The sequence below is a fragment of the Microcoleus sp. B13-B6 genome (assembly GCF_036705405.1).
Classification (GTDB): domain Bacteria; phylum Cyanobacteriota; class Cyanobacteriia; order Cyanobacteriales; family Microcoleaceae; genus Microcoleus.
Window position 1 is genome coordinate 36,378 of record NZ_JAUBUJ010000028.1, and the last position, 16,367, is coordinate 52,744.

13 protein-coding genes and 1 tRNA gene are annotated in these 16,367 nt (G+C 46.2%); 8 read left to right on the top strand and 6 right to left on the bottom strand.

The window, feature by feature from the left end; all coding sequences use genetic code 11:
- Positions 1-88 precede the first annotated feature (88 nt).
- On the bottom strand, positions 89-505 hold the full coding sequence (locus QUB35_RS14960; protein ID WP_333142646.1) for a pentapeptide repeat-containing protein: 417 nt from the start codon (positions 503-505) through the stop codon (positions 89-91).
- Positions 506-597: 92 nt separating this feature from the next.
- On the opposite strand from QUB35_RS14960, the gene QUB35_RS14965 reads away from it, so the two are divergent.
- The 3 genes from QUB35_RS14965 (at position 598) to QUB35_RS14975 (ending at position 2,182) form a co-directional block, all read left to right on the top strand.
- The gene (locus QUB35_RS14965) at positions 598-828 is read left to right on the top strand and encodes a hypothetical protein (RefSeq protein ID WP_333142647.1); all 231 of its coding nucleotides are present in this window, start codon (positions 598-600) and stop codon (positions 826-828) included.
- Positions 829-1,120: 292 nt separating this feature from the next.
- Complete coding sequence (locus tag QUB35_RS14970) at positions 1,121-1,624, top strand: hypothetical protein (RefSeq protein WP_333142648.1); 504 nt, start codon at positions 1,121-1,123, stop codon at positions 1,622-1,624.
- A gap of 108 nt (positions 1,625-1,732) precedes the next feature.
- Positions 1,733-2,182 (top strand): translation initiation factor, encoded by a 450-nt coding sequence (locus QUB35_RS14975; protein ID WP_333142649.1) that lies wholly within the window; start codon positions 1,733-1,735, stop codon positions 2,180-2,182.
- Positions 2,183-2,339: 157 nt separating this feature from the next.
- On the opposite strand, the gene QUB35_RS14980 is transcribed toward QUB35_RS14975, so the two are convergent.
- The 5 genes from QUB35_RS14980 to QUB35_RS15000 all read right to left on the bottom strand — a co-directional run bounded on the left by QUB35_RS14980 (position 2,340) and on the right by QUB35_RS15000 (position 12,019).
- Positions 2,340-2,426 (bottom strand) — tRNA-Ser (locus QUB35_RS14980).
- Positions 2,427-2,460: 34 nt separating this feature from the next.
- A complete protein-coding gene (locus tag QUB35_RS14985) occupies positions 2,461-3,378 on the bottom strand; it encodes a TIGR04168 family protein (protein ID WP_333142650.1) in 918 nt (305 codons plus the stop codon).
- 291 nt (positions 3,379-3,669) lie between these two features.
- On the bottom strand, positions 3,670-6,900 hold the full coding sequence (locus QUB35_RS14990) for an RNaseH domain-containing protein (RefSeq protein WP_333142651.1): 3,231 nt from the start codon (positions 6,898-6,900) through the stop codon (positions 3,670-3,672).
- Between the two features lie 201 nt (positions 6,901-7,101).
- Positions 7,102-10,515 (bottom strand): pPIWI_RE_Z domain-containing protein, encoded by a 3,414-nt coding sequence (locus tag QUB35_RS14995; RefSeq protein WP_333142652.1) that lies wholly within the window; start codon positions 10,513-10,515, stop codon positions 7,102-7,104.
- Positions 10,505-12,019 (bottom strand): restriction endonuclease-related protein, encoded by a 1,515-nt coding sequence (locus tag QUB35_RS15000; protein ID WP_333142653.1) that lies wholly within the window; start codon positions 12,017-12,019, stop codon positions 10,505-10,507. The genes QUB35_RS14995 and QUB35_RS15000 overlap by 11 nt, the downstream gene beginning before the upstream one ends.
- A 337-nt stretch (positions 12,020-12,356) precedes the next feature.
- On the opposite strand from QUB35_RS15000, the gene nadA reads away from it, so the two are divergent.
- From nadA to QUB35_RS15025, 5 genes are all read left to right on the top strand, one after another.
- Positions 12,357-13,325 (top strand): quinolinate synthase NadA, encoded by a 969-nt coding sequence (gene nadA, locus QUB35_RS15005; protein WP_333142654.1) that lies wholly within the window; start codon positions 12,357-12,359, stop codon positions 13,323-13,325.
- Positions 13,326-13,526: 201 nt separating this feature from the next.
- Positions 13,527-14,144, top strand: a complete 618-nt coding sequence (locus QUB35_RS15010) for a TIGR04282 family arsenosugar biosynthesis glycosyltransferase (RefSeq protein ID WP_333142655.1) — start codon at positions 13,527-13,529, stop codon at positions 14,142-14,144.
- 410 nt (positions 14,145-14,554) lie between these two features.
- On the top strand, positions 14,555-15,274 hold the full coding sequence (locus QUB35_RS15015; RefSeq protein WP_445252053.1) for a TIGR04283 family arsenosugar biosynthesis glycosyltransferase: 720 nt from the start codon (positions 14,555-14,557) through the stop codon (positions 15,272-15,274).
- A 114-nt stretch (positions 15,275-15,388) separates the two neighbouring features.
- A complete protein-coding gene (locus QUB35_RS15020; RefSeq protein ID WP_333081456.1) occupies positions 15,389-15,898 on the top strand; it encodes a photosystem I reaction center protein subunit XI in 510 nt (169 codons plus the stop codon).
- A gap of 57 nt (positions 15,899-15,955) precedes the next feature.
- Positions 15,956-16,072: a photosystem I reaction center subunit VIII gene (locus QUB35_RS15025; protein ID WP_333042098.1), complete on the top strand. Its 117-nt coding sequence runs from the start codon at positions 15,956-15,958 to the stop codon at positions 16,070-16,072.
- The last annotated feature ends 295 nt before the right edge of the window (positions 16,073-16,367 follow it).

Genomic DNA, 16,367 nt, shown 5'->3' on the forward strand with positions numbered 1-16,367 from the left:
GAGGACGCAGAGAAAGAGAAAGAGAGAGCGGAAAGAATGAAAAGAAGTTGACAAATGATGACACAGCAGATTGCTGTATTTGCTGCAATTAAGGATGAATTTTGCCATCGGGCATTTTAGTTTCTTGCAAGCTAGCATTTGAGAAGTCAGCGCATCCCATGAGGTTGAAACGCATTGTGGCTCCTCGATCCGTTGCTTTCATATTGAAACCAACTACTGCATTTTCTGGGTTATTCTGTTCTGGAACAGCGGTGACACTAAAATCCATATTTGCTTCTTTTTCATTAGCCTCAAGGTTGAAAGTGATGCCAGCACAGCCCAAATCAGCTCCCGTCAGGTTGGCTCTATTTAAGTTGGCATTTTTGAGGTTGGCATTGGTCAACTTGGCTCCTGATAAGTTAGCACCTTCTAGGTTAGCTCCCTGCAAGTTGACTCCTTGCAAGTCTAATCCTTGTAAGTTGGCATTGCTGAAATTGCATTCCGGACACTGTTTTGTTTGCAGCAATTCCTTGACTTGGTTTTGTTGCTGGGAAAATGTTATATATTATACCGCAGTAAATACAACTGCGATCGACAATCCAGCAGTAACTAAATTCTTTGATTTCATTAATATCCGACCAGCTTGGGCGGCTTTCTCTCGCTGTTAAGAGATTTCTCCAAGAGTGCGATCGACCTCTCCAGAATTCCCACACTAAAATTGCAGGCATCTCCCACAAGCAGTCGGGCGAAATTAAACACCGCCGGACTTATAAATCCCGCCTCCTTTCCCTCGCCAGTGCTGCTTTGAGTTTCGGACTCGCCCCCTCGGTCTGCTTCACTTTGCTTTGAGCAGTCCACAAGCGGAATTTATTATTACCCGAAGGCGCGCAGTGGCATATACCTGCGGACTGAAATAAAAGAAACTTTATTTATATCCCTGGAAAGAGGAAATTTTCGAGAGACTTGAGGATAATTAATATAGAAACGCAATACTGTAGCTGCGCTGTTAAGTTCTCAGCAACTACTTTGGTCAAAATTGCTTTGAGAAATTAGTTTACTCTAAAAACTGTTGGCAGCAGCTCAGGTTCCTCAACCTCGCCAGAACACACTCTACCTATAATCCCGACAATTCGGAGCGGCAATGAACACAATCAAACCCGAACCCCAAAGATCGCGCTTCATGGCTCTGCTGCTGACAACGCTGCTGACATTTCCCTTTGTGAGTGCTTGCGGTTCTAGCCAGCAAAATTCCGCTCCTCCGCCTCCTGTTGACAACACTCGCGCTGGAGGAGTGCAAACTAATCGTGCCTCCACTCCTTCCCCACAAGCCAAAAAAGGACTGAGCAATGCTCAAAAAGTAGGGATTACTTTAGCAGGAGCAGCAGCCCTTTACTACATCTACAATCAGCACAAAAATAAACAAGAAAAGGGGCCGCAGGGAAAACATTACCTTTCCAAAAACGGTCGCGTTTACTACCGTGATGCCCAGAATCGCGCGGTCTGGGTAACGCCCCCGCCTGAAGGAATTAAAGTTCCGGAGTCCGAGGCAGTGCGTTACCGCGAATTCCAGGGGTACAACAACCAAAATACCGGTCGAGACCTTACTACCTTGCCGGAAGCTACAAGTCCTGTTCCGGCACAGTAGTCTAAGCATTTGAGATTTTAGATTGCAGGTTCCCTGACTTTCAATTAAATCTGGGATGCCCAATCTAAAACAGTCGTGTTTCAACACATAAAAAAGAGGAACTTTATCATGGTAGATGGATTTTTGCGGAAGTTAAAAGATGCGATCGTCGGGCCAGACAGCGAGCAACTCGATCCTGATGGCAATTACCAAGATGCCTCCAATGCCGGACAGTACGGCAACCTGACTCCAGCCAGCCAAGACCCCTACGGCGACCCGGCTGAGTACGGAGAGTACGGCAACCTGACTCCAGCCAGCCAAGACCCCTACGGCGACCCCGCAGACTACGCCGGTTCTGGAGAGTACGGCAACCTGACTCCAGCCAGCCAAGACCCCTACGGCGACCCCGCAGACTACGCCGGTACAGACTACGGACAGTTCGGCAACCTGACTCCGGCCAGCGAAGACCCCTACGGCGACCCCGCAGACTACGTAGCGGATGCTGGAATGTTCGGCAATGTGAGTCCGGCCAGCGAAGACCCCTACGGCGACCCGGCGGATGAGGAAGGGTTTAGTTAAGTCAGTTGGCTAGAAAATTTACCTGGTAAGCAACAGCACCCCTGCGGGGGTGTTTTTTTGTTGCGAAATACCAAGAGTGAGCGAAAGATGAGCACAAAAGCGAACTCTTGAGGGGAGAGAGAATCTGAAACCCTTAACGGACAAGAGAATTGTTAAACGGAGAGGGTGGGATTTGAACCCACGGTGACATCACTGCCACACTCGGTTTCAAGCCGAGCGCATTCGACCACTCTGCCACCTCTCCCGGCGCATAAATTTTATCATACCAGCAAATGTCTCTAACTACAAATAGCTGCAGATTCAGTGCGCCGATAAAGAATTTGTTCTCTTTCTACCCCGAAATCTTCGCCTACCCATACCAGAGACACTTCCGACACGGCTCCATTTTCCAGCAGGACGATCGAGAAATTCCGCAATTTCGAGCACTCTCTCTCCACAATTCGCGGTACGCTGGCCGCATTCAAATAAACTGTACCCTCCGCACTCACCTCCAGCGACTTCCGCAACTCGTGCTTCGTGTGCCGCAGTTTGTGGTGCATATGACCAAAAGTTACCAGAGGTATGTGCTTCCCAGAACTCCGAGTTCGATCGATCGCCTCCGCAAAATCCGGGTCGCCCCAATCCCCTCCCAGCGGCTTCCAATCTCGCCCGCAGGGGTCTTCAGGAGCCTCTCCTAAGCCCGTCGGACCCGTGTGACCCAAAAAAATCACATTTTCGCAATCGGCATCCGCTGCCGCCCCTGCTATGCGCCGCGCCGACTCCTCAAAACTTTCTACCCCAAACCACTCCGAGTAAAAATCCCCGTACTTCCACTCCGAGCCCCCCCAAGTAAACGGGCGGCTTCCCACCACAGTTACGCCCAATTCTGGAAAATCACGCTTAGAGTAACCGACGTGAGCTTCTCCCATTAAATCTAACTGCTGTTTTACCCAATTTTCTTGAGTGCGATCGTAAGGACACTGACTGCGGCCCCACTCTGTCGCCGTGTACCAAGCGTCGTGGTTCCCAAACACCGCTGCTTTCGGAATGTCCAATTGGGCGATCGCCCGCACCACCTCCACCGACTCATTGCCAAAATCCCCCACAAACAGCACCAAATCAACGCCCAGATGCTTCAGGGCCTCGCCGTCTTCAGGTTCCCAGCGATCGTGAACATCCCCAACCACCGCAATTTTGATAGATTTAGCCTCATTCATGTGATTTGCGTTCGTTCGTTCGATCCCTTACCGCTTAAAAATTCCTACTAAACTTACCAATTTTCGGCAAATCCAGCCTTCACTAATTATACAGTGCAGCCTCTCCCAGGGAATTGGAGATTTGAGATTGGAGATTTGAGATTTGCTCAGCTTTCTTCATCTTTCACTCCAGGGCGCAAAAATTCTCTCCCCCTTTGACATGAGAAGCGATTGGCCTGAAGTTAAGCCCGTTAATCACCGACTCCAACGCCATAAAACTCAAGCGAGTCGGGACAGAACCCCTAGACTGAATTATTCCTCCCTATCAGGTTCCCCCGACCTTTCTTCATCTTCAATTGCAAATTCGCTGATGTAATCTCGCACGACACGCTCGAAGAACAGGGTGGCCGGTAAGCTCGACCAGTCGCTGTAGTGACCGAAACCATAGCGCAGAGATTCAACCAGTGCAGCAAGGCGATCGGGATTGTCATTTTCTTGTCGCAAGGTAACAACAATCTCAAGGGGATTGGGAGTTGTCCACTGACCCAAAAACGGCGGTTTGCTTGCGATTTGGTCAACTTTTAATTTAGCTTTATTTAAAAATTTGCCTTTGGACTCATCAGATTTCTTGGCAGCTTCGTCAACTTTTAAATCAGCATTATTTAAAAGTTTGTCTTGAGAATCATCAGCTTTCTTGGCACCTACGTTAATTTTTGTTGAGCGATAGCAACTTTGACCGCGTAATTTACCTGGTTTTTCATTTCGTACAGATAGATAAGCAACACAACCCGTTTGATTAGTTGCGCTTAGTCGAAATAATCCCTTTACACTAGAGGCTGAAGGAATTTCAAGGGTTGAAGTCAGTTCTTTTTTTGTCCGCGTATCTTCCAGAGAAGTTTCTGTTAAATATCGGACTTTTTTATCGATAATTCCAGGGGCGAGGTCTTGGCGAATCCGAATTATCCGCGCGCCTTTCCATTCTTGCTCCATATGTTCGTGCAAGGGGCTTCCCGACTGGGTTTCAAAATTAATCTGATTTGCATTCATTTTAGAATCGGCAAGCCAAGACCAAAGTTTCACGCAGTTGGAAGAATCGATCGTAACTAATGGTTGATTTCCCTCCTCTACAGAATTGGAAATAATCTGCTTGACAAATTCCATGAAACGATTCCGACGCACATCTTCTTTGTCAGCCAGTTTCACGGGGGAGATTTGGGAAATGAAGGCGATCGCATCAGAAAACTTGCTCCAAGGACTGATTTGTAAACTATTCCTATCATAAGCACAGCACAGTTCGCACTCGCCTGTCTCCACGTTGAGACGCATAGCAACTGGTAAAAATGTCTTCTCAATAGAGCCGCGAGTGCGACCTTTCTGTTTGCGGACGATCGTAATCCCAATAATTTCTTTTGGTCTGGCTTCTTGAGGAGTATCTTTTAGCCATTTGTCAACCTTTTCTTTGACATCATCAATGCGGCCAGAATGAGCCCAAAGTAAGTCTTTTAGAGCCGCTTGCACTCGATGGGAAAAATTATCGAGGTTGAGAATATTTTTGTCCTTACTTTTTTCAATCGGTAGCAGAAACTGCACGCAAGAACCAGCGATTTTAGCCAGTGCTTGACGGGATGAGGGTTTATTCACCGAATCGTCATGTTTGTTGTCTGGATACCATTCCCGTGCCATTACCAGGCAAAAAGTTCGCTGTTTGCGTAAAGCAAGTTGTTGGACGATCGACTCCCAGGCTTTTATGCGGTTTTGCGATCGCTCTTTCGCTTTCAAATTTGCACCTGGCAATGACTCTCTCGGCCCGTGAGTGTTTGCTGGCAAACGATTAGCCATGAGTTCGATCGCATCACCCCAGAGAACTGGAATCATTGCTTGCAGCAGTTTCACTTCGGTTTGGCATTGTTCTTCGTAAAAGACAACAAGCAACAGTCTTTCGTTAGGATATAGCCGACGCATAGCTTCCTGGTTTGCCTGAATCATCGCCTTGAGTTCTTTTAATTGACAAACCAATTTAAGGGCTTTTCTGCCTTTTGCAATATTATCTAAATTGGTATCAAGGTGTTTAGTGAGCAAGCTGTTTAACTCATTGTCCTCAAAGCTTTCTAGATATTTGGGAGTCAAATCATAGCAGTCGTCTTTTTCGAGAACTTCTAAAGCAGCACCTAACAGAGTAGGCAAATTAATCATGCGTGAAGCTGTATCATCTAATTTGTGGCTTTCACCTCTCTTAAATTTTACAGGATAGTAATTATCAAAAGCTTTAAAACCGATAGGTTCAAGAATTGTGGCTATCGCCTCAAAAGCTTCTAATTTATCAATTTCCGGTACACCAGCATCAATTCCGTGTTTTCCTTCTTGCAGTCGGTTGCGGTAAGTTAATACTACTTTACAGCTATCCGTTGAAGCTTTCCCCAAAGCAATTTGGGAACCATCAATATTTTGACCGTTAGGGGTTTTCAGCGGGAGTTTTAGCTTGCCGCGCAAGGCTTCAAAATCTTTATCGATCGCCCAAAACCAATTTTTCTTTTTGTCGGGTTGATTTTTCTCAGGTTTTTCGGAATCGGAAAGCACCGTGTAGCGAAAGGTGCGATCGCTATAATCATCAGAAAAGACAAAGCCGCTAATATTTGCTGAGTTATAGCGTGCAGGTTGTAACCCACTTAACCAGCGGCGTTTGGAAACATCTATCTTCAATAAAGGCTGGTGCAAAGAAGGATAGGTTACAACTTCTAAGCGTACCACCAGACTGAATGTTCCTGTAGTGTCGGGTAGAGTAATGGGATCGGTAATCAATTCTGCCATCCCAGTTGTGAGGCTACCACTGCTGGAAATAACCCGCTTCATTGTTCCTAGCCCCTGAAAAATCTCTTTTCCGGCGATCGCACGAGCTGCATAATCGACTAACACGCGATAATCATAATTGTTGCTGTGTTTTGTAGTTCCTGTATTTGGATTCCATTTCCAAGGTAAAACTTGAGACTCAGACGGAGTAATTGTTAACAACTCCTTTCGATCGTGCAAATCTTCCAAACGGTCGATAACTTCCACTAGCCCATCTTCTTTTTCAGCAAAAGGTTTTAGGAAATTTGTTATCCACTCGTTGATAATTGGGCGTAACGCTTTCTGGATATCTTGTGTACTTTCGGAATTTAAGTAAGCAAATGGTTCCGGCTCATTTACACTTTTAGAATTCAACGAATAGTTACTCAAACCTACATTTGACTGAATCCGTGCGGCACTGTCAAGTCCTACTTCTAACAAACCTCGCAGCGAGGCATAAGGGAGATTTTTGATGGCTGAATCGCCCTTGCAAGCAGCTTTTTGGATAGTTGAAAGCTCATGTAAAGCAGATTTTGTCCAACCTAGTGTCAAGCCTTTGACTGTTACTGGCTCGATATTATCTGGCACGGTAAAAGCTAGGGTAATTTCTTTCAGACTCTTATTCGCAAGAGGAATGTAAAGAGTGTCTGAAACCACAGTAGCTTCAGTTTCTTCGTCATCATCGGATTCGATTTCGTCAAAAATGTCGTCGTTCATGGTTGCATCTCCAATAATAGTGGTTTCCTTTATAGTCCTGGACGCATGGGGGCCAGAAACCGGGTTTTTTTACGAAAATATTTCGTTACAGCCCGTAGATTCGGTAAAAAACCCGGTTTCTTTGGTCTGAGTGCGTCCAGGACTGCTTTACTTCGCCGTCGCGATCGAATTCAATTTCGTCCAAAATTTCGTCGTTCATGCTTACATCTCCAATAAAGGCGAAAAATCATTAAAATCGTCTTCTTCCTCTGTCAAACCTTCTGAATCGCGTAAACTTTCCGGGTAAACTATGCCATTAATGCGCCGCAGGGGCTCCAGAAATGCACCGTAAAGTTCTTGATAAATTTCTCGAATCACTGGATCGGGATGCTTGACGCATTCTTCTAAAATAATTCGCATCTGAACTAGCATACTGTCCCGCCCGGAGTCAGGTTCATTTTTAGTAGATTTAATTGCCCAAGCTGCATCGACAAAGTAAACTTGTACGGGACATCCATTTCGCATCCCGCGCCCAATTGTTTGCAAAATCCCAACCATCTGATTTGCCGTAAACGGTTTAAATAAATCTTCACCCAAACGGCTAGCCATGAGAGGTTCGCGTAACAGCCGATTAGCCGTTTTCCAGAGTAGTTTTCGGGACTGTTTCCAAGTATTATAAATTGCTGGCAAGTCTTCGGATTCAGTAAAAACTCGACTGTCAAATTCTTGGGTAGCTTTTCCGGCTAGACTGTACAAAAGTTGCGTATCGTCAGTCGTGGGGTGGGGACGGGTGAGGAAATAAATTGTACCAATGGCTGCATCGAGTTGCCTATCTCCTTTGGTGAAAACAATATTTACGCCTCTACCAATTGCCAACATCGGAAAAATGATAATATCGCAAGTTTCATCATCTCCTAAAGCCTCGCACTGAGCCGTGGTAACGAAATCAGTGGGTTGCTCTCCGTTTTTGAGAAAATTAACAACTGCTTTGGTTCTTTTGCCGATTTCTGGATGGTAATCGTTGATAAAATTCTTAACGTTCCGAGCTTGTTCATAGCTGTTAACAATTAAGGCAGCTTTGCGGTAAATACCATGTTGCACGTCAAAGTTGAGGATGGATTTGTAAATTTCAGATTTCTTGGTTCCTCCTTGCACCAGCGCGTCTACCATTTTTTTTAAATTACGATCTCGCAGTTCGCCTGCACCGCTATATCGGAGAGGTTCATCGCGCGATTCGCGATCTGGCAGCCATTTGAAGCGGTAAATGCTCTTTTTGGGAGCGTGTTCTGTTTGCCGCGGTTTCAGCAGATAATCCGGCCCAGAGTTAATGTGATAAGCAGGACTTGCTTCGAGAAATGAGGTAGCTGAAGTCATTAAAACTGCCGGCCCTGTCAGTTCGCCATCTGCCTCAAATAACTGATGAAAACGGTGCATTAACATCCGAGGCGCGCCCACAAAAATAATATAAGACAGTTCCACATTTCGGGCTTGAGAGCGAGTAGTTTGTGCCGATTCACAACTGTATTTCACGCCCGAAAAAGACCCCAAAATATTCTCAGGAATCAGTTGTCGCAGTTCCGGTGTTGCCGTTGATTCGACAATCGGTTCCCGAATCAGTCCTTCTGCTACCATTGTTCTAGTTTGCGGTACGATCCGCTGATAGCCTAAAATCACGAAAGTAACGCAAACAAGTAAGGTAATCGTATCCTGAGCTTCGCCTGATGCAGTGCCATCCTTAAAACACAAAGGCAAAAACAATTCGGCAATTTTTTTGACTATTTTATCGCGCCGTTCGATCAGATTCTCCGCTAAATAACGACGAAAATAAAGAATTTGAGTTTCCCATTGCTGTTTGAGCGTGTCGGCGTTTATTCCCAGCCTTTGAGCGCACAGATCCATGTTTAGCCGATCGTGCGGTTCAATGCCCGTGCGATCGTAAAAAGCATGGTAAGCAGCCGTTTCCCAGAATTCTTTCAAGGCTCGACTTTTGCTAAATCCCTGTTTGACTTCATCTTCGTCAAGGCGATCGCGTTTAGAAGTTTTCTCAAAGCCATCCAACAAATCGCTGACTATTCTCAGAACGGTTAATAACTGATTCTCATAGCGTTTGCCGACTGGCGATGAGGGCATATTTTGAACGGCAGTAATTAACGATGTGTTGTGATTGCCAAATTCTGCTAGATCGCGGCTATAAAGTTCTACATCTCGATCGAACAATCGATAATTTTCGCCGCGAGCAAAACGATTGTGAATTTGTTCTTGAATGACTAAATGGATAGAATCTGCCGCACCTGAAAGTTTTAAAGTTGCCGCACCGTAAGCATCCAGAGTTGATTGCACCATATCTGCTTCGTCAAAAACTACGACATCAAATGTCCGGGCAATTAATTCAAAATAACGAATGCGATCGCGAATGGCATGGGGTGGTACTTCAGTATCCATTGAGAGAACGTGGCCGACCCAAATATCGGCATCTAGCAAATCGCGGGGTGCTTTGTGGCGGCCGCACATCGTCCAAACCGGACAAAGATACTTTTTCATTTGCCCTTTTTTGCCACCGCTTTGTAAAATTTCCTTGCAGGGTGCATAACCAAATCCCCACATCGAAGTATCAGCAGTAGAAAACGCAGGTAAGACGCAATTTAAGCCAAAAACTTCTGCCTGTTCCAAACTATAGGCAAAGCCGCCATTTCCCCCTGATGCTGCGATCGCCTCGGCAATATTGTTAGCGTGTCGGCGACGAGTTCCATCGCTTTGACCGACTAGCATTCCCACTTTAATTTCGTGAAATGCTAGTTCTGCCATGTACTGTCTGGCAACTTCAATAGAGGGAAACACAAACATCGCTTTATAACCGCGTTTTCCCAACCATACAGCTATCAATACGAGCAAAGTTGTTTTGCCCGATCCAGGCAGTCCAATTAAGTGCTTGATGCCTTCTAATTCGATGACTGTTTCTTCCCGCAAACCCTGACCAATTTCTGGCACTTTAATTGCAAAATGTTCAAACCGTTGTACCCAGCTACCCCGTCTTTTTTCAGGGTGATTTGCTTCGCGTTCATCCATCTCAACTGCTAACTCGTACAGTTCCGCAAGGGGAATGCGGATTTTTGCTTTCGGCAGGCGATCGAGGGAATGGGTGCGGCGCGGCGCAAGTGGGGCTGCGATCGGCCCAATTGGCACTCTCGCGGCTGTTGTTTCTTCACCTAAAGCAACGGCCATTTGCTGGCGGGGATCGGCAAAGGTGGCGCTGTAAAATTGGTGTGCCAAAGGCTGGCCCAGAATTTGACGTGCTTGGGCAATTAAAGGGTCTTCTAGGGGGTCTGTGCGTTGAAAGTGAAGTGTTTCTAAGTTAATTTTATAGGTTCCTTGAGTTTTGTTGCGGTAGTGGCGATCGTTATAAATAGCAACGGCGTGTTTCACTGACTGTTCTGTCACGTAAGCCAGCGACATCAGGCGCATATTGAAAATGGCTTGGCGGGCTTTTGTCAACGCGGGTGCATTGATGATACTCGCCATTCCCGATATCGTTAAAGGGGCATATTCTAGGGAATTAGTCTCAATAAATTCTGCCATCAAGACACACAGCCAGCAAATGCGATCTATTCCCGTCCAGAAATCTGGTTTAATTCTCATATTTGATTTTCTTTAACAACTGTATGACTTGTGAAACAGACAGAATTTCGAGAGTAGCAGGATCGCCTTTTTTATCGATCGCTGACTGGAAAGTAGAGAGGTAATCGGGCCGCTCCTCAATTAATTGGTCGCTGACGGCAATGATGCGGCGGCGGTAGTGAATCAGCCCTCCGATGCCAGTGCGGTTGAGGCGCAAAGCAAGGGAGACAGGACTGGTGTATGACTTAGCATCAATACCAATATTGCGACCGTTAATTGCTACATCGCATAGGTCTGATTCTGGGTAAAGTTCGGCATCTAGTCCGTTTTTTATGGCAGCCTTAAAAATTGCTAATTCGTCGATCGCCGGCCCAGTCCAATAGGTTAAAATTTGCGGTTGGGCAATCAGCAATCGGTCTTGGTTTGGGTCTAATTTCTCCGAAACTTTTGCTGTTGAGGAGTTGTGACCGAGGCATTGGCGAATCGGACATCGCCCATCGGGAAAAAGTTCTTTATTGGGATAGGGGCGCATCAGCGTACCGCAATACGCGCAGCGATGAGCGTGTCCGTCAATTAACCAGACATCCGGCACGCTATCAAAAAAGGTGTCAACAATCATTCCCTGTAAAGGGGTTAAATCGTTATCACGTAAATACTCTAAGAGTTGGTGTTCTCCGATGAGCGATCGGCGGCCAAATAGCGATCGCAAAGCCGTATAAGCTTTGTGCTGGCGGCGAATTCCCAATCGTTCAGTTGCGTCGCGCAACCGTTGGTACAGGCGGTGTTCGATGATATTATCTTCGCCAAAAGTGCCTTTACTGTTGGCAATTACTGCACAATCTGGGGTTGGCACTCGCAAGTCTGGATCGATGAGAATTACTTGACCAGAGTCAAAATCGGCGTGACAAAAAATATCTAATTCCCACTTATTGAGGGGATATCTAGCACGTTCCAAAACCGTATGCACGCAAGCGGCGCGATCGCTTTGTCCGGATTCGATATACAGCCTGCCCAACTTGCACATAGCCCGATAAAGTTCCGATGGCATACTATCATCGTCTTGGCGAACGATGTCTCGATTGAGAATTCTTGTGTATTGTCGCAGAATTCCCTGGGCCAGCAATATAACAGTATCTTCAGCCAGATCGATCGTGCTGGCGTGTCCTGTGGGTAATGGCAATGTCGTTGTTTGCATTTGTGGCAACCAGGTTGGGTCTTGACGATCAGCCTCGGCAAGAATTTGTTGCTCCAATGTTGCGTCGGGGAATGAGGGTAAAACTTGCGCGATCGCGGCCAGTGTCCAGCCTTTCTTGAGCAAAAGTGCTGTTGCCAGTCCTTCTAAAATCTGCCGAAACCGAAATTCTTGACCTTTCGGCTGTGACAGGAGTTGCTTGGATCTCCACGATCGCACAGTTCGTAAGGCTGGTGGTTCCACAGATAGCCCAAGCTGCTCAATCCGTCGTTTTAGTTCTTTTGTCAGAAACTCAGCAGTTCCCTCCCACTGGCGATCGTCTTCAAAGTACATAGATGTATAAAACCAACCACTTTACATCGTATACTGATTACAGTAAACGATGTAAATAAAGGATGTCAATAGAGGCTACTCAAAATACTCGTGGCTCAAGGTAGTCATTTACCTGTGAATATCTTGCGGGATAAAGCTTTCAGTCTAATTAGAGTCAGGTAAAAACTTAGCTGAGTCCACCCTTGGATCGCAAAATCTTGCTCCCATTGCCAGTCAGTCGGTTAACCTATGGCAAATTTTCTACCTCTGGCCCAACTGCCCACCGTTTTTGGTGAATTCAACTATAATTCAAAATACACTTGAGTCCAGCCCGCACCTTCCCCGGAATATTCTAACTGTGTTTACCACCGCACCTGCTCCGAACTTTACTCAAACCCGACTGCCCCACGACTTGTTTGCAGCCATTAACGCCCTCAAACAAGAGTTAAACGCCGTCATTCTCGCCCACTATTACCAAGACTCCGAGATTCAAGACATCGCAGACTTCATTGGCGACTCCCTAGAACTTGCCCGCAAAGCCGCCAACACCAGCGCCGATGTCATAGTTTTTGCCGGAGTTCATTTCATGGCTGAAACCGCAAAAATTCTCAATCCCGACAAATTAGTATTGTTGCCCGACTTAAATGCTGGGTGTTCCCTCGCCGACAGTTGCCCTCCCGAAGCCTTTGCAGCTTTCAAAGCCGATCGACCAGGACATTTAGTAATTTCCTACATTAATTGTACCGCCGCAATTAAGGCAATGAGCGATATAATTTGCACCAGTTCTAACGCGGTTAAAATTGTCAACCAAATTCCCGAAAATCAGCCGATAATTTTTGGGCCCGATCGCAATCTCGGCCGCTACGTCATGGAACAAACCGGCAGAAACATGGAAATCTGGCAAGGAGCCTGCATCGTCCACGAAAACTTCTCAGAAAAAAAGATAGTTCAACTCAAAATCGAAAATCCCGAAGCCGAAATAATTGCCCACCCAGAATGCGAACCTCCCGTGCTGCGCCACGCCAATTACATCGGCTCCACCACCGCTTTGCTCAAATATTCTCAAGCCAGTTCCAGCCAAGCTTTTATTGTCGCGACTGAACCGGGAATCATTCACCAAATGCAAAAGCAAGCTCCGCACAAACGCTTCATCCCCGCTCCTCCCAACAATAATAGTTGTGCTTGCAACGAATGCCCGCACATGAGATTAAATACCTTGGAAAAATTGTATCTAGCTATGAAAAATCAAACCCCTGAAATTACCATGCCCCTAGATATTCAACTAGCAGCTTTGCAGCCGATCCAACGAATGCTAGAAATGAGCTAACGGTTGACAGTTGACAGTTGTCAGTTGACAGTTGACAGTATTTTAGGATGGGTTGAATCCACGGATTAAATTAGTAATCATGGACGCGAAAAAACCGGTTTCTCCGAAAAATTGCGGATGCTCGCCACAGAAACCGGGTTTTTAGCCCCGCGTGCGTCCAGCACTGCATTAGGTCATTTCTTTAAAAATTATGGACAATCGATGATTTTAGAAAAACTGATTGTTTTCACCCGCTATCCCGAACCGGGAACAACCAAAACTCGACTAATTCCGGTGCTGGGAAAAACAGGCGCTGCCAACCTTCACCGCTTGATGGCCCAACGGACGATCGCCTGCGCGCTCTCTCTCCAAAAATTCCGCCAATTATCGGTAGAAATTCACCGAACCGGCGGCAGCCAACAACTGATGCAAGAGTGGTTGGGAACTGATATTATTTGTCAAAATCAAATAGACGGCGATTTGGGCGCAAGAATGACAGCAGCTTTTCAAAACTCTTTTAATTCAGGGGTGGATAAAACTGCAATTATCGGCACTGATTGTCCGGGTTTGAAAGCAGAAATCATGGCACAAGCTTTTGAGGAATTGAGTCAGCACGATTTAGTTTTGGGCCCGGCAAAAGACGGAGGTTATTATCTGATCGGGCTGCGGCGATCGATACCGGAATTGTTCGGTGGCATTCACTGGGGAACCAGTCAAGTATTGGCTTGTACGCGGGCGATCGCCAAAAAACTCGACCTCAATATTGCTTATCTTCCCACTCTTGCAGATATCGATCGACCCGAAGATCTCCTGGGTTTAGATATTAATATGTTGAAATAACTAAACTCTATTTAACAGTTCTAAGTTATTAGAAATTGTCATATATAATTTGAGAAAAATACTTGATTGTGAAACCAGAACGTCATAATATAGTAATTGTATTTGTCTAACCAAATGCTGAATCTCAGTAGCAGTTAGACAGCGCTTGGGACAATAGTCCCAGGCGCGAGAAAAAGCCAAAAATTACCAACTAAATTAGCAACTAACAGATCCGCTTTGTACAAAACCCGCCCCGCCAGATGAAAGCCCAATGTAGGCGCGGGCCAGGTGTAAAAAATGAGCAACTAATAGCTTTGTTTTTTACCAAACTCTCACGTTAAGGCAAAATGTAGGGGCGAGCCCGGGGTCAGAAATGGGCAAAATCAGCTTTGTACAAAACCCGCTCTCTCTCACGGGCTGCTTAATTCTGTATGTTGTCGCCAGAAAATCCCAATCTCAAAATTTCCCTGATCATTCCAGTCTTAAACGAAGCACGTACAATTGCCTCAGTCATCTCCACCGCCCTTGAGGCCAAAAATGTCGAAATAATTGTCGCCGACGGGGGCAGCAGCGACGGTACTACAGATATAGCAAAATCTTTGGGCGTCCGAGTTATCTGCACCGCCCCAGGCCGCGCCACCCAAATGAATGCAGGTGCCGCCGCTGCTACTGGAGATATCCTGCTGTTTCTCCACGCAGACACTCTTTTGCCTCGCGGGTACGACGATAGCGCGCGTCGGGTACTAGCTAACCCGTCTGCAGTAGCAGGGGCCTTTGAACTCAAGATTGACGCCCGCAGCCTGGGCCTCCGGCTGGTAGAAACAGGGGTTAACTGGCGATCGAACTTTCTGCAAATGCCCTACGGCGATCAAGCCATTTTCCTCAACGCAGTTACCTTTGACAAAATCGGCGGTTTTCCAGACTTGCCCCTGATGGAAGACTTTGAATTCGTGCGGCGGTTGAAAAAACAAGGCCGCATTGAAATAGTACCCCAGCCAGTGCTGACATCCGCCCGTCGCTGGCAGCAGCTTGGGGTGATCAAAACTACCGCGATTAATCAAATAGTAATTATCGCTTATTTCCTGGGAGTGTCGCCCGATCGACTCGCTTTCTGGTATAAGAGGCAAAAGAAAAATTCTTCCAAAAACTAAAGAATAGTGAACTTTTCTAAAGCTCGCTGCCAATTATGCAAATAGGAAACACGTCCCTGCGTAAAATATGACTTGAACGCCTCAACTTTTACGCACAGCGAGGAAAAAGAGAATATGGCCGATCCCAGAGATGCAGAGCTGATTAAACCCTTTAACGGCGACCCCTTCACGGGTCATCTCGCAACTCCCATCAGTGCTTCTGATTTCACAAAAGCATTCATTGGGAACTTGCCCGTCTACCGCAAAGGACTCTCGCCCCTAATTCGAGGCCTAGAAATTGGTTTGGCACACGGTTATTTCCTCGTCGGCCCCGAAATCGTCTTCGGACCCCTGCGGGATTATCCAGAAGCAGCTAATCTCGGAGGATTATATACAGCCCTCGTCTTAGTTCTGCTTGGCACACTAGGTATGTCTGCTTACGGTTTAGTCTCTTTCAAACAAGACAACACCAGCTACCCTAGCGCTAATCCCATGACCCCTGATGCCCTCAGAAATGCTGAAGGGTGGAGCCAGTTTACCGGTGGTTTCTTCATTGGTGGAATGGGTGGTGTCTTTGTTGCCTACTTCTTACTCGAAAACTTTAACGGCGTTGATGCCATTTTCCGGGGTTTAGTCAACAATTAGACTCGACTCCCACATATCCCTGTTGGAACACACTAACTTTAGTTTGGAGAATTTGATATGACAGGTTCCTACGCTGCCTCTTTCTTGCCTTGGATTTTGATTCCCCTAATTACCTGGGTGATGCCGGTTGTGGTAATGGGTTTGTTGTTTATCTACATTGAAAGCGACGCCTGATCCTTACCCCTAAAGTAAGACCTAAGTGGGAAAGCCCAAGTAAGATGATTGACGAACAATTGCTCTGAAATTTCTAGATAAATCTAGGGAAAATCAGCAAAAATTGTTTTGAGATTGCTGGCGATCAGAAAACTTAGTTTCTTTACCCCCATCCCCAGACTTTATCTGTGGAGCAATCTTTCAGTTTTCTTCCTTCAAAACTCGTAATTGCAAAAAAATCCTCTGCCTGCAGGTAGAGGATTTTTTTGCAAAGAAGACAAATCATCCGATCGGGGAACACAAATTGCCAAATTCT